The sequence below is a fragment of the Pseudomonas flavocrustae genome (genome assembly GCF_029872515.1).
Classification (GTDB): Bacteria; Pseudomonadota; Gammaproteobacteria; order Pseudomonadales; family Pseudomonadaceae; genus Chryseomonas; species Chryseomonas aestiva.
Genome location: NZ_JAPDIQ010000006.1, coordinates 43,440 through 64,819 on the forward strand (window position 1 = coordinate 43,440; position 21,380 = coordinate 64,819).

The 21,380-nt window shown below is 66.5% G+C and carries 19 protein-coding genes and 1 pseudogene; 8 read left to right on the top strand and 12 right to left on the bottom strand.

What is annotated here, in order from left to right; translation table 11 throughout:
- Window positions 1-48 precede the first annotated feature (48 nt).
- The 8 genes from OMP44_RS14315 to OMP44_RS14350 all read left to right on the top strand — a co-directional run bounded on the left by OMP44_RS14315 (window position 49) and on the right by OMP44_RS14350 (window position 10,024).
- On the top strand, window positions 49-909 hold the full coding sequence (locus OMP44_RS14315; RefSeq protein ID WP_280309097.1) for a LysR substrate-binding domain-containing protein: 861 nt from the start codon (window positions 49-51) through the stop codon (window positions 907-909).
- Window positions 910-1,122: 213 nt separating this feature from the next.
- Complete coding sequence (locus OMP44_RS14320; protein WP_280309099.1) at window positions 1,123-2,262, top strand: LLM class flavin-dependent oxidoreductase; 1,140 nt, start codon at window positions 1,123-1,125, stop codon at window positions 2,260-2,262.
- A 30-nt stretch (window positions 2,263-2,292) separates the two neighbouring features.
- Window positions 2,293-3,906, top strand: coding sequence for an ABC transporter substrate-binding protein (locus OMP44_RS14325; RefSeq protein WP_280309101.1), 1,614 nt, complete (start codon window positions 2,293-2,295; stop codon window positions 3,904-3,906).
- A complete protein-coding gene (locus tag OMP44_RS14330; RefSeq protein WP_280309103.1) occupies window positions 3,899-4,885 on the top strand; it encodes an ABC transporter permease in 987 nt (328 codons plus the stop codon). The genes OMP44_RS14325 and OMP44_RS14330 overlap by 8 nt, the downstream gene beginning before the upstream one ends.
- A 14-nt stretch (window positions 4,886-4,899) precedes the next feature.
- Complete coding sequence (locus tag OMP44_RS14335; protein ID WP_280309106.1) at window positions 4,900-5,781, top strand: ABC transporter permease; 882 nt, start codon at window positions 4,900-4,902, stop codon at window positions 5,779-5,781.
- Window positions 5,778-7,478, top strand: coding sequence for a dipeptide ABC transporter ATP-binding protein (locus OMP44_RS14340; RefSeq protein ID WP_280309108.1), 1,701 nt, complete (start codon window positions 5,778-5,780; stop codon window positions 7,476-7,478). The genes OMP44_RS14335 and OMP44_RS14340 overlap by 4 nt, the downstream gene beginning before the upstream one ends.
- 12 nt (window positions 7,479-7,490) lie before the next feature.
- Window positions 7,491-8,852, top strand: coding sequence for an LLM class flavin-dependent oxidoreductase (locus OMP44_RS14345; protein WP_280309110.1), 1,362 nt, complete (start codon window positions 7,491-7,493; stop codon window positions 8,850-8,852).
- Window positions 8,849-10,024: an acyl-CoA dehydrogenase family protein gene (locus OMP44_RS14350; protein WP_280309113.1), complete on the top strand. Its 1,176-nt coding sequence runs from the start codon at window positions 8,849-8,851 to the stop codon at window positions 10,022-10,024. The genes OMP44_RS14345 and OMP44_RS14350 overlap by 4 nt, the downstream gene beginning before the upstream one ends.
- 45 nt (window positions 10,025-10,069) lie before the next feature.
- Here the strand turns inward: OMP44_RS14350 and OMP44_RS14355 are convergent, their stop codons facing one another.
- The 12 genes and pseudogenes from OMP44_RS14355 to OMP44_RS14410 all read right to left on the bottom strand — a co-directional run bounded on the left by OMP44_RS14355 (window position 10,070) and on the right by OMP44_RS14410 (window position 21,219).
- Window positions 10,070-11,086 (bottom strand): aldo/keto reductase, encoded by a 1,017-nt coding sequence (locus OMP44_RS14355; protein ID WP_280309115.1) that lies wholly within the window; start codon window positions 11,084-11,086, stop codon window positions 10,070-10,072.
- A 35-nt stretch (window positions 11,087-11,121) separates the two neighbouring features.
- Window positions 11,122-11,901, bottom strand: coding sequence for an ABC transporter permease (locus OMP44_RS14360; protein WP_280309117.1), 780 nt, complete (start codon window positions 11,899-11,901; stop codon window positions 11,122-11,124).
- Entirely contained in the window at window positions 11,898-12,719 is an 822-nt protein-coding gene (locus tag OMP44_RS14365; RefSeq protein WP_280309119.1) for an ABC transporter ATP-binding protein, read from the bottom strand. Before OMP44_RS14365 ends, OMP44_RS14360 begins: the two co-directional genes overlap by 4 nt.
- Entirely contained in the window at window positions 12,719-13,771 is a 1,053-nt protein-coding gene (locus tag OMP44_RS14370; protein WP_280309120.1) for an ABC transporter substrate-binding protein, read from the bottom strand. The genes OMP44_RS14365 and OMP44_RS14370 overlap by 1 nt, the downstream gene beginning before the upstream one ends.
- 387 nt (window positions 13,772-14,158) lie before the next feature.
- Window positions 14,159-14,449: pseudogene (locus tag OMP44_RS14375) on the bottom strand (GntR family transcriptional regulator); the annotation flags it as partial.
- Between the two features lie 128 nt (window positions 14,450-14,577).
- Window positions 14,578-15,237 (bottom strand): HAD family hydrolase, encoded by a 660-nt coding sequence (locus OMP44_RS14380; protein WP_280309121.1) that lies wholly within the window; start codon window positions 15,235-15,237, stop codon window positions 14,578-14,580.
- A gap of 65 nt (window positions 15,238-15,302) precedes the next feature.
- Complete coding sequence (locus OMP44_RS14385) at window positions 15,303-16,841, bottom strand: sodium:solute symporter family protein (protein WP_280309124.1); 1,539 nt, start codon at window positions 16,839-16,841, stop codon at window positions 15,303-15,305.
- Window positions 16,838-17,083: a hypothetical protein gene (locus OMP44_RS14390; RefSeq protein WP_280309125.1), complete on the bottom strand. Its 246-nt coding sequence runs from the start codon at window positions 17,081-17,083 to the stop codon at window positions 16,838-16,840. The genes OMP44_RS14385 and OMP44_RS14390 overlap by 4 nt, the downstream gene beginning before the upstream one ends.
- Before the next feature lie 226 nt (window positions 17,084-17,309).
- Window positions 17,310-18,245, bottom strand: a complete 936-nt coding sequence (locus tag OMP44_RS14395) for a choline kinase family protein (RefSeq protein WP_280309127.1) — start codon at window positions 18,243-18,245, stop codon at window positions 17,310-17,312.
- Between the two features lie 5 nt (window positions 18,246-18,250).
- A complete protein-coding gene (locus OMP44_RS14400; RefSeq protein ID WP_280309129.1) occupies window positions 18,251-19,192 on the bottom strand; it encodes an aminoglycoside phosphotransferase family protein in 942 nt (313 codons plus the stop codon).
- A gap of 10 nt (window positions 19,193-19,202) precedes the next feature.
- The gene (locus tag OMP44_RS14405) at window positions 19,203-20,483 is read right to left on the bottom strand and encodes a Zn-dependent hydrolase (protein WP_280309131.1); all 1,281 of its coding nucleotides are present in this window, start codon (window positions 20,481-20,483) and stop codon (window positions 19,203-19,205) included.
- The gene (locus OMP44_RS14410) at window positions 20,461-21,219 is read right to left on the bottom strand and encodes a DeoR/GlpR family DNA-binding transcription regulator (protein WP_280309612.1); all 759 of its coding nucleotides are present in this window, start codon (window positions 21,217-21,219) and stop codon (window positions 20,461-20,463) included. The genes OMP44_RS14405 and OMP44_RS14410 overlap by 23 nt, the downstream gene beginning before the upstream one ends.
- Window positions 21,220-21,380: the final 161 nt, after the last annotated feature.

Here is a 21,380-nt window from a genome sequence, read left to right on the forward strand (position 1 = left end):
CCCCTTATGTTTTTCGCTTGCGTCCTCATTGAAGGAGACAGCTTTTCTATGGCTGAAACACCCGCGCTGGATATCGACCTGCTCCGCACTCTCATCGCCGTGGCCGATAGCCAGAGCTTTACCCAGGCGGCGCAACGGCTGGGGCGAACCCAGTCGGCGGTCACCCAGCAGATGCACCGGCTCGAGTCCTTGCTGGCGGTTCCCCTGCTGCGTAAGGTGGGCCGGCAAAAGCAGCTGACCGAAGCCGGTCACCGGGTGCTGCTGCAGGCCAGGGAGATGGTCGAACTCAACGAGGCGCTCTACCACTCGGTGCAGGACGACAGCCTTAGCGGCGTATTGCGCATCGGCTCGCCCCATGACGTTGCGGACACCCTACTGCCGCCCATCCTCACCCACGTCGCCCGGGCGGCGCCGCGGCTGCGGCTGGAGATCGACGTAGGCCGCAGCCCCTTCCTCATGGAAGACCTGCACCGCGGCAAGATCGACATGCTCATTTCCACCCGCGAGGATGCGCGCCTGGAGGGCTTCGCGCTGCGTACCTCGCCGGTCTGGTGGATCTGCTCCTCGCGCTACGTGCATTCCTCGCGCGAACCCCTGCCGCTGATCCTGGTGGACGAGCCCAGCATCTATCGGCGCTACGCCATTCAGGCGCTGGACGCCCGGCGCATTCCCTGGCGCCAGGCGTACCTGGCCTCCAACCTGATTGGCATCAAGGCCGCCATCCGCGCAGGCCTCGGGGTCACCGCGCGGAGCATGGAGCTGCTCGGGCCGGATATGCGGGTGCTGGGCGCCAATGAGGGGCTGCCGGCACTGCCGGAAGTCACCTACTACCTCTGGATCCGGCCGGGCAGCCTCAACCCACTCACCCGCCGTGCCTACGACCTGATCCGCCATAATTGCCGGTTCTGACCGCCGCGCGCCAACCACACATCGCCATGCGGCCTTTGAATGTAGCCCGGTGCGTAACGCCGTTGCCTCGCTGTTGCCGAGGCAACTAACGCTGCCTGTCCAGGAACAGCCGCGCGTGTCTATCGCCAGCTAAAGTCTGCCGAATCAATTAGTTATACGATTGGCACAGCGGTTGCTCCGGTATCTCCCGTTCCCGATTGACGGAAGGTAGCCATGACCGCCCACGCCTCGCCCCTCGACTTCGCCGACAGTCCCCTGTCGCGCGCCTTCGCCCAACCCCTGTTCCTCGGGTTGTTCCTGCCGGTGCAAGCGGGCGGCTGGAGTGCCTCGGCACTGCCACGCGGCACCACCTGGACCTACGACTACAACCGCGCCCTGACGCTGAAAGCCGAGGCACTGGGCTTCGAGCTGGTGTTCGCCCTGGCGGAATGGCTCGGCAAGGGCGGCTATGGGGGTGACATCCGCTACCACGACGAATCCCTGGACGCCTTCATCACCCAGGCGGCCCTGGCCGAAGCTACTTCGCGCATCCTGCTGGTCTCCACCCTGCACGTACTCTATGGCCCCTGGCATCCGCTGCACCTGGCCAAGTTCGGCGCCACCCTGGATCACATCAGCGGCGGGCGTTGGGGGCTCAACCTGGTCACCGGTCACCGCCACCGCGAGCATCGCCGCTTCGGCCAGGCGCCCATTGAGCATGACCAGCGCTATCGCCAGGCCGATGAATTCATCCGCATCGTCGAAACGCTCTGGCAGGCCCACGACAACCTGGATTTCCACGGCGACTACTACCGCCTGGAAGAAGCCTACGTCAGCGTCAAGCCGCGCTATGGCCGGCCGGTGCTGGTCAATGCCACCGGCTCCAGCGCCGGAATCGACTTCGCCGCACGTCACTCCGACATCGTCTTCACCACCAGCCCGGGCAGCGCCGAGATCGAAGACGCCCTGGCCAAGCTGCCCGACCATCTGCAGCGCATCAAGGCCGCGGCGCGTAGCCATGGACGCCAGGTGCGCACCCTGATCAATCCCCTGGTGATCTGCCGCGACAGCGACGCGGAAGCCTGGGAGTACCACGCCGCCATCACGGCTGCAGGCGATCCCGGTGCCCTGGCCGGTGCCGCGCGCGAGGCCAGCGATGCCCACGCCTGGCGCGGCCATCTACCCGAGCAGAAGTACGTCGGCGGCAACATCCAGTTGGTTGGCAGTCCGGAGACGGTGGTGCGCGACATCATCCGGCTCAAGGAAGCCGGCATCGACGGCCTGCAGCTGGCCTTCTACGACTTCGCCCCGGAACTCGACTATTTCGGCGAGCGCGTCTTGCCGCTCCTGTACCAGGCCGGCCTACGCCGCTGATCCGCCTTCTTCTGACAAGGACGATTCCCCATGAGCGTCACCCGCCGTCATTTCGTCACCGGTCTCTCCGCTCTCCCCCTGCTCGGTGGCTTCGGCTGGACCTCGCCGGCCAGCGCCGCAGTTGAGGCACCGCCCGGTGTACTGACCCTGCTGGTCAACCCCGAACCGCCGAGCCTGTCGGCCTTCCACACCAGTGCCGGGACCTCGCTGACCGCCAGCAGCAAGGTCCTCGAGGGGCTGCTGACCTATGCCAACGACCTCAGTCCTCAGCCGGTGCTCGCCACTCACTGGGACATCGCGGCGGACGGCCTGACCTACATCTTCACCCTGCGCCAGGGCGTCAAATGGCACGACGGTCAGCCCTTCAGTGCCGCCGACGTGGCCTTTTCCCTGGACCTGGTCAAACGCTACCACCCGCGCGGGGGCAGCACCTTCGCCAGTCTGGAGCGGGTCGAGACGCCGGACGAGCACAGAGTGGTGCTGCACCTGAGCAAGCCGGTGCCCTATCTGATCCGCGCCTTCGCCGGTAGCGAGACGCCGATCCTGCCGCGGCACCGCTATGCAGAGGGCGATCCGCTGAGCAATCCGCTCAACAACGCCCCCATCGGCACCGGTCCCTTCCGCTTCAAGAATTGGGTGCGCGGCAGCCACATCGAGTACGAGCGCAATCCGGACTACTGGCAACCCGGGCAACCGACGGTGGCGGGTCTGATCCTGCGGGTGGTGCCCGACTCGGCGGCGCGCCTGGCGGCCTTTGGCAATGGGTCGCTGCTGCTCGGCGGCGAAAGCCCGGTGCCGCTGAGCGACCTGGAGCGCCTCACCCAGGGCGGCACCCTAAAGTTCACCACCGAGGGCTACCAGTACAGCGGCACCGAGACCCTGCTCGAATTCAACCTCGACGATCCGCTGCTCGGGCGGCTGGAGGTCCGCCAGGCCATCGCCCACGCCATCGACCGCGAGGTGATCAAGAAGATCGTCTACTACGGCTACGCCGAGGCCAGCGCCGCGCCGATTCCCAGCAACTTTCCCCATTACCACTACGAAGGCGCCAATCCCTATCCGCCGGATGTGCAAAAGGCCAATGCCATCCTCGACGCCGCCGGGCTGCCGCGCCAGGGCAACTGGCGCTTCCCACTGACCCTGGACCCCCTGCCCTACGGCGACAGCTATCAACGCACCGCGGTCTACATCAAGTCGGCCCTGGCGCGCATCGGCATCGAGGTGCAGTTGCGCAACCAGGACTTCCCCTCCTACATCAAGCGCGTCTACAGCGATCGCGCCTACCAATTCGCGGTGAACGGCATGAGCGTGCTGTTCGATCCCACCGTGGGGTTGCAACGGCTGTACTGGTCGAAGAACTACCGCCAGGGGGTGCCGTTTTCCAACGGCACCCATTACGCCAATCCCGAGGTAGACCAGCTGCTGGAAGCGGCGGCGGTGGAGCCCGACGAAGCCCGGCGTGGCGAATTGTTCCGTGCCTTCCAGGCCATCGTGATGCGCGAGATCCCTTCGCTGACCCTGGTCCTGCAGCGCCAGGTCACCCTCTACAACGCGCGGGTGGGCGGCTTCGCCGAGAACGCCTCGGGGGTCAACGGCAGTCTCGCCGGCGTGACCCTGGCCGGGCCGGAGCACGCCCATGGCTGAACCCCGCCGCCTCTGGCGCCTGACCCGGCGCACCCTGTGGCAGGCCATGCCGACCCTGGCGGGCATCCTGCTGCTCAACTTTGTCCTGCTGCGACTGATCCCGGGCGATGCGGTGGACGTGCTCGCCGCCGAATCCGGCGGTGCCAGCGTGGAGGCGCTGGCCCAATGGCGCAGCCACTTCGGTCTGGATCTGAGCCTGCCGCAACAGCTGTGGCACTACCTGGCCCATCTGGCGCGGTTCGACCTCGGGTTGTCGCCGCGCTTCAATGCGCCGGTCACCCAACTGATCCTCGACCGCCTGCCCAATACCCTGTTGCTGATGGGCTGCGCGCTGGGCCTGGCGTTGGTGCTGGGCATCATCGCTGGCGCAGTGATGGCTACCTTGGTCGGTCGCTGGCCGGACCGGCTGCTGTCGCTCTTGGTACTGGTGCTCTATTCGACCCCTGGCTTCTGGATCGGCTTGATGGCGGTGGTGCTGTTCTCGGTGCGTCTCGGCTGGCTGCCCAGCGATGGCATCGCCACCCTGGGCCTGGAGCTGCACGGCCTGGCCTGGCTGGGTGATCGACTGGCGCACCTGCTGTTGCCGACCCTGGCGCTGGCGTCCTTCTACATCGCGCTCTATGCCCGGCTCACCCGCGCCGCCATGCTCGAGGTGCAACGCCAGGACTTCGTGCGGACCGCCCGGGCCAAGGGCCTCGCGCCGCTGCGGGTGGTGCGCCGGCACGTTCTGCGCAACGCCCTGCTACCGGTCACCACCCTGGCCGGCCTGCACCTCGCCGCCTTGCTCGGCGGCGCGGCGGTGACCGAAACCCTGTTCGGCTGGCCGGGCCTCGGCCGCCTCACCCTCGATGCCGTCCTGGCCCGCGACTACAACCTGCTGCTGGGCATCCTGCTGCTCTCCTCTTTGCTGGTGGTGGCGGTCAACGTCGCCGTCGACCTACTGCAGGCCTGGCTCGACCCCCGCATCCAACCCGACTGACCCGGAGCCCTCCCATGCCTCTCCTGCCCCCTTCACCACCGCGCCTGGCCGGCCAGAGCGAACGCCTGGGCCGGGCGCTGCTGCGCAGCCCCACGGCCCTGACCGGTGGCCTGTTGCTGTTGCTGGTACTGCTGCTGGCCGCCAGCGCCGGTACCCTGTTTCCCCATGATCCGCTGGACATGGTCGGGATGCCCCTGCTGTGGCCCGGCGACGATCCCGCCTTCCCGCTGGGCACCGATTCCCTTGGCCGCGACGTGGCGGCCGGACTCGCCCACGGTGCCCGCACCTCGCTGCTCATCGCTCTGCTCGCCACCGCCCTGAGCGTGGTGCTGGGCGTGCTGGTGGGCGCCCTGGCCGGCTATCACGGTGGCTGGCTGGGCGATGCCCTGCAGCGCCTCACCGAGGTCTTCCAGACGGTGCCTTCCTTTTTGCTGGTGGTGGTCATCGTCGCCATCGGAACGCCCACCGTCGGCATCATCGCCCTGGCCATCGGCCTCGCCTCCTGGCCGACGGTGGCGCGCATCGTGCGCGCCGAATTCCGCAGCCTGAAAGGTGCAGACTTCGTGCTCGCCGCGCGCAGCCAGGGTTTCACCAACGGCGCCATTATCCTGCGCGAGATACTGCCCAATGTGCTGGCCGCAGTGGTGGTCACCACCTCCATTCTCGTCGCCCAGGCCATCCTGGTGGAAGCCGGCCTGGCCTTCCTCGGCATGAGCGATCCCAACAGCGCCAGCTGGGGCGGCATGATCGGCAGCGGTCGCGAGCAGATCGCCAGCGCCTGGTACCTCACTGCCCTGCCGGGGGTGGCCATCGTCACCGTGGGTCTGGCCTTCAACCTGCTGGGCGACGGCCTCAACGACGCCCTCAATCCGCGCCTGCGCAGGTACCGCCCATGAGCCTGCTCGAGGTCCGCGGACTGACCGTCCACTACCAGGGGGAAGCCGCCGTCCAGCCGCTGGATTTCACCCTCGCTGCCGGCGAGACCCTGGCGCTGGTGGGTGAATCCGGCTGCGGCAAGTCCACCACCGCCCTGGCGCTGATGGGCCTGCTGCCCGACGCCGCCAGGGTAGCGGGCTCAATACTGTTCGAGGGTACCGACCTGCTGGCCTTGCGCCCTCGCCAACTCCGCCGCCTGCAGGGCGACCGACTGGCCATGGTGTTCCAGGAGCCGCTGTCCAGCCTCAATCCGGTGCTCACCCTGGGCGAGCAGCTGGTCGAGACCCTGCGCCAGCACACCGACCTGAGTCGCCGCCAGGCGCTAACCCGCGCCGAAGAACTGCTGGCGCAGGTCCGGCTGCCGCGCCCCGCCGCGCATCTGCGCGAGTATCCGCAGCAACTCTCCGGCGGCCAGCGCCAGCGGGTGCTGATCGCCATGGCCATCGCCTGCCAACCGCGCCTGCTGATCGCCGACGAACCCACCACCGCACTGGACGTCACCGTCCAGGCACAGATCCTGGAATTGCTCGACAGCCTGAGGCGCGAGCTGGACATGGGCCTGCTGCTGATCACCCATGACCTGGGCGTGGTCGCCCAGCAGGCCGACCGAGTAATCGTGATGCACGACGGCGCGGTCCTCGAGACCGGGCGCACCGCCCAGGTCTTCGCCCAGCCCCGGCACCCCTACACCCGCGGCCTGGTAGCGGCCTCGCTCGGCCGCGATCACCAACGCCATTATCGCCAGGAACGGCTGGTGGAGATCCGCGTGGAACGCCCTCCCGCCCAGGCGCCCCGCTATGGACTGAGTTCGGAGCGCTATGCGCCGAGCCGCCAGCCACGGCCACCGCAGGGTACCCCCTTGTTGCGCGCCGAGGGCCTACGCCTGAGCTATCCGGGCCAGCCGCAGGCGGTACTGGATGATTTGTCCCTCACCGTCGGCGTGCGCGAGACGGTTGGGCTGGTGGGCGAGTCCGGCTGCGGCAAGTCCACCCTCAGCCGCGCCCTGCTGCGGCTCCAGCCCCTGGACGCCGGGCGGATCGACTTCGCCGGCAGCGAGATCAACGCACTGGCGGAGCGGCCGTTGCGCGCCTGGCGCCGCCACGCGCAACTGATCTTCCAGGACGCCCAGGCCGCGCTCAATCCACGCCATGACGTCACCACCCTGCTCGACCGGGTCCAGCGCCTGCATGGCCAGGAGGATGCCGCCGAGCGCCAGCGTGCCCGGCTCGCCATCCTCGATGCCGTGGGGCTACCCCGGACCAGCCTGGGACGCCTGCCGCACCAGTTCTCCGGCGGCCAGCGCCAGCGCCTGGGCATCGCCCGCGCGCTGATCCTCAAGCCACGGCTGCTGATCTGCGACGAGCCGGTCTCGGCGCTGGACGTCTCGGTCCAGGCGCAGATCCTCAACCTGCTGGTCGAGTTGCGCGAGGCCTTCGACCTTTCCTACCTGTTCATCTCCCACGACCTCTCGGTGGTGCGCTACCTGGCCGACCGAGTGCTGGTGATGCAGCAGGGCCGCATCGTCGAAGAGGCCACGCCCGCCCAACTCTGGCAGCAACCGCGCCATCCCTACACCCGTACGCTGCTGGCCGCCGTTCCCGGCGTGGCGACAGCACCCACCGCCCCTGCCGGCCTGCGCTTCGCCGTCGGCTGGTAATCAGGAGTCCTCATGAGCAAGCGTCGCGACACCCTCAAACTCGGTCTCTTCCTGCGCGCCACCGGTCACCACGTGGCCGCCTGGCGGCATCCCGGCGCCCAGGCCGACGCCGGTATCCGCATCGAGCACTACCAGGCCCTGGCGCGCCAGGCCGAGGCCGCCGGCTTCGATACCCTGTTTCTCGCCGACAGCGTCGGCGTACGGGGCATCGACTCGCCGGTGTTCGACCGCCTGATCGCCCCGCACCTGACCTTCGAACCCCTGACCCTGCTGGCTGCACTGGCCACCGTGACCCGGCGCATCGGCCTGATCGCAACCGCCAGCACCAGCTATTCGGAGCCCTATAACCTGGCTCGGCAATTCGCGTCCCTGGACCAGATCAGCGGCGGCCGCATCGGCTGGAACCTGGTCACCAGCAGCGACGCGGCCTCGGCCCATAATTTCGGCGGCAGCGGCCAGGCCGCCCATGCCGACCGCTACGCCCGGGCCCGCGAATTCCAGCAGGTGGTCGACAAACTCTGGGACAGCTGGGAAGACGATGCGCTGCTCCTGGATCGCGACGCCGGGCTGTTCCTGGACCGCGCCAAGCGTCATTTCACCGAGCACCGTGGCGAGCATTTCCAGGTGCGCGGTCCGCTCAATGTGCTGCGCTCGCCCCAGGGCAAGCCGGTGCTGGTCCAGGCCGGCGCCTCGGAGGATGGCCGCGAACTGGCCGCCGCCACCGCCGAGGTGGTCTTCGCCGCTCACCAGAGCCTGCACGACGCCCAGGCGTTCTACCGTGACCTCAAGGGTCGCGCCCAGGCCCTGGGCCGCAACCCCGAGCACCTTAAGATCCTGCCCGGGGTGACTATCTTCACCGGGGCCAGCGAAGCCGCGGCCCAGGCCAAGCACCGCGAGCTGCAAGAACTGGTACAACCAGAGGTGGGCCGCGAATTGCTCAGCGGGCTACTGGGCGGGGTGGATCTCTCCCACCTGTCGCTGGATGCGCCGCTGCCACGCGATCTGCCGCTATCCAACGCTTCGCGCAGCCGCCAGGAGCTCATCCAGAAACTCGCCGACGAAGGCCTGAGCCTGCGTCAGCTCTATCTGCGACTGGCTGGCGCGCGCGGGCACTGGACCCTGGTGGGCTCCGCCGAACAGGTGGTGGATCAACTCGAAGCTTGGTTCCAGGGTTATGGCGCAGACGGCTTCAATATCCTACCACCCACCTATCCCGAGGGCCTGGACGACTTCATCACCTTCGTACTGCCGGAGTTACGGCGCCGCGGCCTGGTACGCCAGGGCGACTACGAGGGCCGCACCCTGCGTGAACACCTCGGCCTGCCCTACCCGCAGCATCCCGCCGCCCGTCGTGGACAGGAGGCGGTGGCATGAGCCAACTGACAGCGCAGCACGCCCTGCTCCTCGCTCGCGAACTTAGTGCCCGCTTCGCCGTGGACGCCGCCGCCAACGACCTCGCCGGTGGGCGGCCGCTCAGCCAGCTGGCTGCGTTGCGCGAGAGCGGCCTGCTCACCGCGCTGATCCCGGAAGCCTATGGCGGCCCCGGCCTGCCCTGGTCGACGGTACTGCAGGTGGCCCGCGAACTGGCCAGCGGCGACAGCGCCGTGGGGCATCTCTACGGCTACCACTTCCTCGCCCTCTCCGGCGTCCTGCTACGCGGCAGCGAAGCCCAGCGGCAACGCCTGCTGGGCGCCTCGGCGCGAGAGCACTGGTTCTGGGGCAACTCGGTCAACACCTTCTCCTATTCGCTGTTCGGCCAGCGCAGTGGCGAAGACTACGTACTCAATGGCTATCGACCCTTCAGTTCCGGCTCGCACATCGCCGACCGCCTGCTGGTGGCCTGGGAAGACCAGGACAGCGACGTCCGCTTCTTCGGCAGCCTGGCCGTGGATCAGCCGGGCATCACCCTGGCCCACGACTGGGACGGCTTCGGCCAACGCCAGACCGGCAGTGGCCGGGTGCTGTTTGAGAACGTTCGCATCCCCGCGGCGGACATCTATGGCGCGGCGGACAGCGGCGCGAATCTCTTTCCCTCGCTCGGCGCGGTAATCGCCCAGCAGGTGCTCATCGCGGTCTTCGTCGGCACCGCCTGGGGTGCCCTGCGCACAGCGCGCGACTATACCCGCGAGCACAGCCGGCCCTGGATCACCTCAGGAGTGGAGCGCCATGGCGACGATCCCTGGGTGCGCCGGGTCTATGGCGAGCTCTATACCAGCACCCTAGCCGCTGAAGGCCTGGCCGACCGTTCCCTCGCCCTGTTCGACCAGGCCTGGGCACAAGGCTCGGCGCTGACCAGCCAAGCGCGGGGCGAGGTGGCGGTGGCCACGGCAGCCGCCAACGTCTTCGCCGGCGACACCGCGCTGGACGTCACTACCCGCATCTTCGAGGTGATGGGCGCGCGCTCCGCCACCAAGACCCAGGGATTCGATCGCTTCTGGCGCAACGTGCGTACCCACACCCTGCACAATCCGGCCGAGTACAAGACGCGCAACGTAGGCAACTGGTACCTCAACGGCGACTATCCCGAGCCGGGCATCTATCAATAGCGACCGACCGGGCCACCGCCAAGGGAGCGGCGGCCCGGCACGGGCTCAGACGCGGACGGGTCGTCCGCTGACGAAATGCGCCGGGTCGTTGAAGCCCGGCGTAGAGGCGTGACCCGGAGTGACCAGCCTGTCGATGAAGGCCTCGTCCTCGGCGGTCAGCACCACGTCCAACGCCTCGCGATAGCTGGCCCAGTGCGCCTCGGTACGGGGTCCGACGATGGCCGAACTCACCAGGGGATTGGCGAGCACCCAGGCCAGGGCGAAGGCTGCCGGGCTGACGCCACGGGCCTGGGCGTGCTCAGCGATGCGCTGCGCCAGATCCAGGGACTCCGGACGCCATTCCGTCTCCTGGATGCGGCGATCGTTGCGCCCGGCGCGGGTGTCAGCGGCCGGCGCGGCTCCCGGGGTGTACTTGCCGGTGAGCACGCCGCGCGCCAGGGGGCTGTAGGGAACAATGCCCAGGCCATGGTGCGCGGCGGCGGTGAATTGCTCGGTCTCGGCCTGGCGGTTGACGATGTTGTACAGCGGCTGGATGGCGACCGGCGCCTCGACGTTGAGCCGGCGCGCGACATTGACCACCTCGGCGATCTTCCAGCCGCGGTGATTGGAGATACCCCAGTAGCGGATCTTGCCCTGGCGCAGCAGATCACCCAGCGCCGAGACCGTCTCTTCCAGCGGTGTCTGGTGGTCTTCACGGTGCAGGTAGAACAGGTCGATGTAGTCGGTATCCAGCCGCTGCAGGCTCTGTTCCACGCTGTGCAGCAGATGCTTGCGACTGCTGCCGCCGTTGTGCGGCAGCCTGGAGTCGCGGCGGGTCGGACTGCCGGCCTTGGTGGCCAGCACCCAGTCGTGGCGATGATGGGCAATGGCACGCCCAACCACCCGCTCGGACTCGCCGTCGTTGTAGACGTTGGCGGTGTCGATGAAATTGATGCCCTGGGCGAAGGCAGCGTCGATGATGCGCCGGGACACGGCTTCGTCGGTCGGCCCGCCGAACATCATGCTGCCCAGATTCAGGCGGGAGACCGTCAGGCCGCTCCGGCCAAGACTGCGATAGCTCATGGATACTCCTTATCGATAGGGGAATCGGAATAGGGTCAAGAACGCGCCGACAAGCCACGCCGCCAGCGCAACAGGCGCGCTTCCAGCAAGGCCAGCACCGCGTTGAGCGCCAGGCCGACCACCGCCAACAGCAGGATGCCGGCATACATGCTGGGAATCTGGAATACCTCCTGGGAGTTGAGGGTGAGAAAGCCCAGCCCGGAATGGGCGCCGATCATCTCGGCGGCCACCAGCGCGGTTATGGAATAGGCGCCGGCCAGGCGGATGCCGGTGAAGATCGACGGCGCTGCCGCCGGCAGTACCACCTTGAGGAAGAGGAAACGCCGGTTGGCGCCCATCGAAAGCGCCGAATTCACCAGCAGCGCATCCACCTGTTTCACGCCACTGATGGTGCTCAGCAGAATCGGCCAGAACGACGCCCAGAAGATGATGGCGATCTTCGAGGCCTCGCCGATACCCAGGAACAGGATGAACACCGGGAACAGCGCCAGGGCGCTGGTCTGGCGGAACAACTGCAGCAGCGGATCGAGTAGTCGTTCCAGGCGAATGAACCAGCCCATCAGCAGCCCCAGGAGCACGCCCGCACCTATGGCCAGCAACAAGCCGGCGAGCGAGCGCAGCAGGCTGGCGCCAAGGTGCCGCGCCAGGCTGCCGTCGCGGGCCAGGTCGAGGATGCTCTGCAGCACCACCGTAGGCGGACTCAGGTAGCCGGGATTGACCAGGCCCAGCCGCGGCAAGGCCTCCCAGAGCGCCAGGAACAGCAGGATGCCGAGGCTGCCGTCGAGCAGCCGGCGGGAACGGCGCTGCAGACTCATGCCCGTACCTCCTTACGCCAAGAGGGTGTTTGCACAGCGGACTCGGGCACCCCGCGCAGGGCCTCCCACGCCTGTTGACGCAGGGCCGCGAAGGCCGGGGTGTTGCGCACCTCGGCCGCCCGCGGGCGCGGCAGGAGGATGTCGATCAGCCGGTGGACCCGCCCCGGGCGCGGCGTCATCACCGCGACCCGGTCGGCGAGGAAGATCGCCTCGTCGAGGCTGTGGGTGATGAAGACGATGGTCTTGCGGTGCGCGTCCCAGATGCGCAGCAGTTCGTCCTGCAGGTGCTCGCGGGTCTGGGCATCCAGGGCGGCGAAGGGCTCGTCCATTAGCAGCACGTCCGGTGCATATGCCAGAGAGCGGGCGATGGCGACCCGTTGGCGCATGCCGCCGGAGAGCTCGTGCGGGTAGCGTGCGCCCTGCCCCTCCAGCCCTACCAGAGCGAGATACTCCCGGGCCGTCGCGAGTCGTTCACGGCGCCCGACCCCGCGAATCTCCAGCCCCAAGGCGATGTTGTCCAGCACCGAGCGCCAGGGCAGCAGCGCATAGCCCTGGAACACCACGCCCTGGTGCGGATTGATGCCCTGCAGCGGCTTGCCGTCGATACTCAGCTCGCCCGCATTTTTCTGCGCCAGGCCGGCGAGGATGTTGAGAAAGGTGGACTTGCCGCAGCCGGAAGGCCCCAGCACCGCCAGGAATTCGCCCTGGCGCACCTCAAGGTCGAAGTCCTGCAGCACCGGCACCCGCTCCTGGGCGCCGCTCTCGCTACGGCCGTCATAGGCCAGGCCAAGGCCCCGGGCGACGATCTTCGCACCCATCAGGCCGTCCCCCGGGAGGCCGTATCCCCGGCGAAGGGGTTGAAGGCATTGGTGTAGACGTCCTTGACCTGAACCGCGCCGGCCTTGAGTTTGCCTTCGTGTTCGAGGATATCGATGTAGTACTGGATCGGCGGCTCGGTGATGACCAGGTCGTCGACGTAGGCGAAGCGCTCGACCAGCTCCAGCTTCATGCCCAGGCGTTGAGCGGTGATCTTGCGGGCATCGTCGGGATGCCCGTTGACCCAGTTGGCCGCCTTGGCCAAGGCCTGCACCACGTCCCGCGCGGCCTCGGGATGGTCGCGCAGGAAGCGGCCGTGGGCGCTGTAGGGCGCCATGCCACCCAAGCCCTCGTCCAGGTCGAAGTCACTCCACAACTTGCGCAGCGCGGGATTGTGCTCGGCGCTGCCGGAGGTGGGCGGATGGATGATCGCCAGGTCGATGTTGCCGGTGGCCAGGGTCTGCTCGGCCTGGACGTCCGGCACCACCACCCACTTGATGCGGTCGACGTCCACTCCCTGCTGACGCAGGTACTTCTTGGTGACGAATTCGGCGCAGGCACCGAAGCTGTTGAAGCCTACGGTCTTGCCTTCCAGATCCTTGGGCGTGCGGATGCCCGAGTCGTCACGCACGAAGTACTTCATGTGCGGCGCCTCTTGTAGCGTCTTGCCCCCGGCCGCCACCACCTTGAGGTCCAAGCCGCTGGCGATGGCGGAGATTACCAGGGGGACCATGCGGGTCCCGAAATCTAATTCCCCGGTCCCCACCAGCGGGATGATCTGCGGCGCGGCGACCTTGCCAACGTACTGGGGACGCGCCCGGGTACCCTCGAAATAGCCCAGGGAGTCGGCCACATAGACCAGGTCGAAGGTGGGATTGTCGGGATAGCGGAAGGGCACCACTTGGTCTGAGCGCTGGCCGATCACCGCCGGCGCACCGGCCTGGGTAGCGGGCTTGTCGTCACAGCCGAACAGGCTGCCGCCCAAGGCGCCCAGCGCGGTAACGGTTCCTAGCTGCCGGATGAAGCAACGGCGACTGAGATGCTCGAGGTCCATGGGGGCTCCTGTCCTGGTTGGCGTCGGATACGACGAAGGCTAGGCATGCTGCCCCAGGCAGGAATAGGAACCCAAAGACCCAGATTCTTTATGAATATATCGAATAGTTAGACGAAATAATGTTTCACACTAACTATATTCTCCAAATAGGCCTGGAGGTAACTGCCGGCAAGAGTAAGCATTTAAGTGCTTAAGCACTCACGCAAAGGGCGTGTATGGTAGCAGTGCTGGGAGACTTACTTTCGTTGCCGGCGGCCTTAAAGGTTGGGCGGCAAAGCAAGCACCGTGAAAGGCTGCCTCCACCACTCGTGCTTGGTCGTTCGTCCGCCGTCAGCTACGTCCGACCTTAGATAGGGACGTACACGTATTGAGCCACTCCTGAGGCCTCTACCCGTCGGCAGCAGCTGGTGCACGCTCAAATCGGCGTCGCGCCTCGGACAGCAACGAGAGACTGAGCTCGCGAACCTCGATCTTGCTCTGCTCGATCAATCGATATGGCCCCTCAGCATCAGCAGGGTGTCATCGCGCTTGCAGGCGCAGTGCCTTACGGATGCTCACATGCTCGTTGTAGGTCTCCTCGATGCGAGCGGGCTGGGAGAAGTCCAGGCGTCGGACGATGCGGATGTGCTCCGTCACCTCGCGGTGCACCCGTAGCATTTCCCCGCTGCCCGCGGCGGCCCGAGCCCGCAGAACCAGCCACGACGGCGGATTCGAGCACGATACGTAAGTCGTAGAGCTCGTCGATACGGGCGAGGTAACTGCCCGGTGAACGCCCTGCGCACCGCCGCAAGGCGCCACGTGGGCGATCACGCCAGCCGCCAATTGACCACCTTCCATCCCGCGGCCTGGGCCTGAGCCAACAGTACCTGGTCGGGGTTGACCGCCACCGGATGCTCGACCTTGCTCAACAGAGGCAGATCGTTACGGGAGTCGGAATAGAAACTGGCGCCCGCCAGGGACGCGTGATGGTCTGCCAGCCACTGCTCGAGACGAATCACCTTGCCCACACGGTAGGTGAGCACACCCGAAGTGCGTCCCGTATACCGACCCGCGACGACCTCCACGTCTATCGCCAGCACCTCTTCGATGCCGAGGCAGGCCGCGATGGGCTGGACCAGGAAAGCCGCCGATGCCGAAATCACCAGTAGACGGTCGCCCGCCTGGCGATGGGCCTCCACGGCGCTGCGGGCGTCGGGATAGAAGCGCGGTGCGATGACAGTGTCGAGGTAACTGCGCACCACCTCGGCCACTTCCTCGGGCGTCCGGCCAACCAGCGGTTCGAGGCTGAACGCCATGTAGTCTTCCATGGCCAGTTGCCCCTGGCCGTACAGGGCCATGAGCGCCTGGTCGCGGCGCGGGAAGTCCTCGGCGTCCACCCAGCCGATGCGTGCCATCCAGGCACTCCAGAGGCTGGCGCAGTCGCCGTGGATGAGGGTTTCGTCGAGGTCAAACAAAGCAAGAGCCATGGGAAGTTTCCAGCGTGTTGAAGAGACGCGGCTGCCAACCAGGCGCTGGCGGCCGCGAGGATGGCTTAGCCCATTGCCGGCGCGGCGGTACCTTTGGCCGCCGAGCGCGAGACGACACCGAGTTCGAACAGCTCGGCGACCCGACTGCTTTCCGCTTCGCTCGGCTTGATGGCCAGAGCACAGCCTACGAACACCAGGGCGTTGAAGATCACGCCGACGATGCCGCTGGTGAGCGAACCCAGCGCCGCGATGTCATCCGGGTAGATCACCGTCAGGACGATGGCGATGACGATGCCGGTGAGCATCCCCAGGATGGCGCCCTGCTTGTTGCCCCAGCGGGTGAAGAGGCCGAAGAACAGCGGCACGGCCAGCTGGATGATCCCCTGGTAGGAAATCTGAGCCAGCAGCTGCAGGCGCGCGTAGTTGAAGGTCAGGTAGGCCACCACGGCGGCGGCAGCGATAAAGACGATCATCCCGCCCTTGGCCAGCGCGGTGAGCTGGCGGTCGGTCCGGGGCGTGGTCCAGGTCGCCAGGTCATTGGCGAACTGCACACCGCAGACCTGCACGCAGCCGTCGACGTGACCGATGCTCGCGGCCAGCACGATGGCGATGGCCAGCGCCAGCAGCCATGGGCCGCCAATATCGAACAGCGACAGGAACCAGCCCTGCTGCGGGTGGGCCGCCACGTTCGGGTCCTGGCTGACCGCGGCGGCGAACAGCATGAGGATGCCGTAGAAGCCGCCTACCAGCAGAATGGTGTAGACCGTGCCCTTCTTAACCGAGCGGACGCCGCTGGCGGTGTAGATGCGCTGGAAGCTCATGGGCCAGCACATGGAGCCGATGACTCCGGTGAAGATCAAGCTGAACATGTACCAGGCACCATAGCCGGTGCCGGTGTCTCCGGGAATCAGCAGCATCTTGGCCGGCAGTTCGGCCAGGTTGGCGAAGGAGGCGTTTGCACTGCCCCCCAGCAGGAAGACACAAAGCGCCGCGGCCAGGACGTAGGCGATCAGACCCTGGTACATGTCGGTCATGATCAGGCCACGCATGCCCATGCTCACCGTCCAGTATTGGCGGATCAGCACCACCAGCACGCCGGCGGTCAAACAGGCGGTGATGCCCCAACTGCCGAAGCTGGCGAACTGGAACAGCATGGCCAGTGCCTGAATCCCCATGACCACCCAGGGAAATACCGAGATGATGCCGATGATGGAGGCCAGTCGCTTGACCGCCGGGCTGTCGAATCTCATGCCCAGCAGGTCGGGCTGGGTGGTGAGGTTGAATCTCTGGCCCCAGGTCCAGGCGCGATTGGCCATGAGGTACATGGCGGTCACGCCGAGGGTCGAATAGACCATACCGTAGAAGCCCAGGGCCCCGCCCACCGACAACGAGAAGAACGCCGTAAAGGTCGCGCCCGGCCACCAGGAGTTGGTGTAGCACATGGCGATGTACCAGGGCCCGTAGGAACGACCGCCGACCGCGTAGTCGGCGAAATCATGGCTCTTCTTATTGGTGAGATAGAGCACGGCGATCATCCCGGCCAGGAATAGGCCGATGACGCCGAAGCTGATGAGCATGTCGAAGGTGCTGCCGGAAGGGATCATGGCTGAAGGTCCTCGGGGATGTCGCCACTGGCGGATTCGACGAGATAGAGCGCCGCTACGCCGACTCCCAGCAGCACGGCGATGAGGATCCAGTAAAAGATCGGCAAGGGAATGCCCAGTATTAGTCGGGGGCTGCCGCTTACGCTGAGGTAGAGCGGCGGGAACACCGCCATCATCAGAAGGGCGAAGAAGTACAGACCGAAACCGCAAGTTTTGAGCGAGAAAGGCCGGGAGGACGTCATGACGACACCCCCTTCCGGACGCCGCAGCGCAGCGCTGCGGAAGGCACACGAGGGAAAATGAGACTGTTCACGAGGGCGGGCTCCTGTGGCAGGCCGACGGTTGATCGAAAGAGGCTTCGCGAGGCAGTCGAGGGGCGCTCCAGGAGGCTGAGCAACTCATCCCCTGGCGTACGCCGGTGTATCCTGTCGTTGTCGGCCACCTTCTGCGAAGCGGCTCGGGGATCCGTCAGACCTGCCTGAGCCAGGTCTCCCAGCGGGAATCGTGGATGACGCTGCGGGCGCGGCTGTGCTTCAGCGCGCCATATTTGTAGAAGTCGAAATCGATCTGCGAGACGGCGTGCTGCACCATGGCCCAGGTGGACCACTTGAGGTCAGCCAGCGCCTTGTTGACGTACACCCGCGCCAGCGTCTGCGGGGTCACTGCGCCGAAGTAGTCTTCGAGCAACGCCAATTCCATATCCGGGGCGAAGAACATCTCGCCGAACCAAAGCGCCAGTTCGTAGTGGCGATCGTTGTTGGAGGCATATTCGAAGTCCACCAGCCGCACCTCGGCGGCGGCGTTGAGCATGAAGTTACCGGCTAGGGTGTCGTTCATGCAGGGCGCCAGATCGACACCCGACGCCTCCAGTGCCTGGCGGGCGCGGCGATACTGGCAGTCGAGCCAGGCATGGTCATCGGGCCACTGACCACCCAGTTCATGCACCTGACGCTGGTGCTCGTCGATCATGTCGAAGGCCGTTTTGGTCTGGATCAGCAAGGGCTGGTCGTTGAACGCCTTGAGTGCATGCAACGCCCGGTGGCGGACGTCGCGATCGAGGAAGTCACGATTGGACGAGGCACGCCAGCCCTCCATGAATTCGAAGACCTCCACGCCGTGTTCCTCGAGAAAGGCCACCACCGGGGCGCCATAACCGGTGGCCGCGGCCTTGAGGCTGGCATCGTGGGCGGTACGCCGATCAATGAATAGCTCCGTGCCCTGCCCCGGTACCTTGAGGAAGAACGCCGTCGGCGCCCCCTCGATCTGCACCCGCCAATTGGTGTTGGAAATGCCGCCGCTGACCGGGGCATAGTGAGCCGCGCAGCCGGCCCAAGGCCCATGACCAAGAATCGCTTGCTCAAGCTGCCGTTCCGCCTGGGTACTCGCTTCGCCTAGTCGCTTCATCTCGCTCATCCTCGTACCTGACGGAGCCAGCTTTCGAAGCGCGACTCCTGAATCGTCATCCGGCAGCGCAACAGGGTCCACTGTCCGACCTTGGAGAACTCCAGTGGCCGCGTCGAGGCGACGCCTGCCCAGAGGCCCCACAGCGTCCAGTACCAGTCATCGAGCAGGCCGTAGAGGCGGCAGCGGGCGTAGTCCGCGTCGCTCGCCGTTGCACTCCAGCGGGCGATACCGGCGCGCCATTGCGGCTCGAAGGGATAGAGCTCGTTGAGGGTGAGGGCGACGTCGTACCAGGGATCGAAGCAACCGCCACGATCGAAATCCAGCAGCTGAAATTTGCCTTCGGCATTGACCATCACATTGCCGGCGAGGCCATCGCCGTGCAGCGGGCGCGCCTCGCTGGGATGCTGTCGCAGGGCGTGCCACGCCTGGTCGACACAGTCATCGATCCAGGCATGGTCAGCTGGCAAGGCCACCGCCTGCTGTCGGCAGAGCGTGCGGAGCTTTTCGAGATCGGCCCAGGGAGAACGCTCGAAGGCCGGTGCCGGCCCCTCCTGCACTGCTTGCTTGAGCCGCCAGAGCCCTTCCAGACTGAGCTCCGACTGCAGCCGGTCGAGGCGCGCCCAATGCCAGTCTTCTGGAGCCAGGCGCTCGAGCAGCATGACGCCCTGGTTGGCATCCGCCAGCCGCACCGCCGGCGTGACTCCGGCCGCGGCCGCGCAGCGAGTCGCCTCAACGCTCTGAATGAAATCGATGACTGGCCGCATGTCGTCGTATAGCACCTTGGCATAGAAAGCGCCCTGGTCGCTGTGCACGTGGAACCCTGCCCATTCACAGGCCAGGCGGGTTGGCGAAGCCACACCCGGGGTGCCCGGCGAGAGCTGCAGGTCAGTCAGGCCGGCTGCGGCCAGCGCGTGTTGCAAACGATCGAATTCAAGGGTGGACGTCATGGCGAGAGCCTCAGAGGTACAGCTCAGGTTGGCAACAGGTGCGATACAGCAAGGCCGTGAGCACCCGTAACCCCTGGTGCAGATCGGAGGTAGCCGAGAATTCCGCTTCGTTGTGCGAGAGCCCGCCCTGGCTGGGCACGAACAACAGGGCCGCGGGATAGCGACGCCCCAGGCTGATGGCGTCGTGGCCGGCGACGGTGGCGCTATCACCAGCGGGCACGCCCAGCGCCGCACAGGTCTGGCGCGCAAGATCGCTCAGCCCGGCGTGCAGTTGGCTAGGTGGGCGCAGCTGCTCGCTTTCGAGCGTGAAGGTGGTGCCGGTATGGGCGGCGATCAAATCGAGGGTGGCGCGGAAGCGCTCTTCGGCCTCAACGAGCAGCGCCATGGACGGCGAGCGGAATTCCACCCAGAGTCGCGTCAGGGCCGGCACCACGTTGGGGGAATTGGGCTCCAGCTCCAGGCGCCCGACCGATGTGTGCATGTCCAGGCCATGCCGCTCGGCTTCGGCCCTGACCGCCACGATGGCCTCGGCCGCCGCCAGGAGAGCATCGCGACGCACCGCCATGGGCGCCGGACCGGTGTGATTTTGCTCGCCGTCGAAACGTATCCGCCATTTCAAGGCGGCCCAGGTGTGCCGTACCACGCCAATGGCAAGCCCCTGGTTCTCCAGCTGGACGCCCTGCTCGACGTGCATTTCCAGGTAGGCGGCGACGGGCACGTCCAGCATCGCCTCACCGCGATAGCCGATCTGTCCGAGGGCCTCGCCCAGCGTCACCCCCGCGCCGTCGCGGCTGGCCCAGGCTTCGTCGACCGAGAGACTCCCGATGAAGGCGCTGCTGCCAATGAGACTGGGCTGAAAGCGTGCGCCCTCTTCATTGGTCCAGTTCACCACCGCGAGATTGAAGGCTGGCGTTTCCCCGCGCGCCTCGAGTTGGCGAGCGATGCTGGCAATGGCGACTGCGCCGGCGAGCACGCCATAGACGCCATCGAAACGACCGGCCTTGGGTTGGGTATCCAGATGGGAGCCACACAGCACGTAGGGCGCTGCGGGATCGAAGGTCATCAGGCCAAACAGGTTGCCCACCGCATCGACCTGCACGGTGAAACCATGGGCTCGCAGCCAGGCACCGAAGACATCGCGCATGGCGCCATCCTCGACGGAGGCGGCCAGGCGATGCAGGCCGGCGTTCGCAGTGGCGCCGATGGCCGAGCTTTGCGCGAACAGCGCATCGAAGGCATCGAGGTCTGCAGCGTCGGCGACGGGAAGATCACGGATATACGAGCTCGACATCGGCTGACTCCAGGCAGCGCACGAACTCGGCGGACGGTGGCCGGTTGCTGACCAGCGTATTTACCACCGAGAACGGCATGGTATTGATGAAGGTGCGGTGACCGAATTTGGCGTCGTCCGCCAGGATCACGCTGCGGCGGCAATTCGCCGTCAGCGTGCGACGCAGATGTGCCTCGGGCTCCTCGTAGTCCATGAGTCCCAGCTCGGCGTCCACCGCGCCGATTCCCATGAAGGCGATGTCGTAGTGAAAGCCCGCGGCGAATGCCAAGGTATGCGGGCCGATCAGGGCATTGTCGTTGCGGCGGATGTCTCCAGGGGTCATCAGCACCTGGTTGGCGCTGTGCTGCGTGAGCAGCAGGCCAATGTCCAGGGAATTGGTCACCACCCGTAAGGCCTTGAACCGGGTGAGCTGTTGAGCGAGCGCGAGCGTGGTGGTACCGGTGTCCAGAAACAGCGCCATGCCTTCCTGGACCAGCTCCGCCGCACAGGCTGCCAGCCGGGTTTTAGCCCGCGTCTGGATACGGCTGCGCACCTGCAGGGGCTGCTCTTCGTTTGGCTTGGGCAGCACCGCTCCCCCATGGATCCGGCGCAGCTTACCCGCCTCCTCGAGGTGTTTGAGATCACGTCGGATGGTCTCTTCCGATACCTGCATGGCTTGCGCCAGGTCCGCAGCCTTGACGCGTTGCTGCAGGTTGATAAGACGCAGGATTTCGTCAAGACGAGGCTGGTTCAGCATGGCAGGGGTCATCCGCAACAGAGAGAAGCGCTCAGTGTAACGGGCTGCTCCGGCTGACTTCGCGTGGCGTGCGTGAAGCCTCGCCGCGACCTTAGGCGGCGAGAACAGGCGAGGCGATAGCGGGACGGGTGAAGCCATGGAGCGTTTCCTTTCACGGGTAG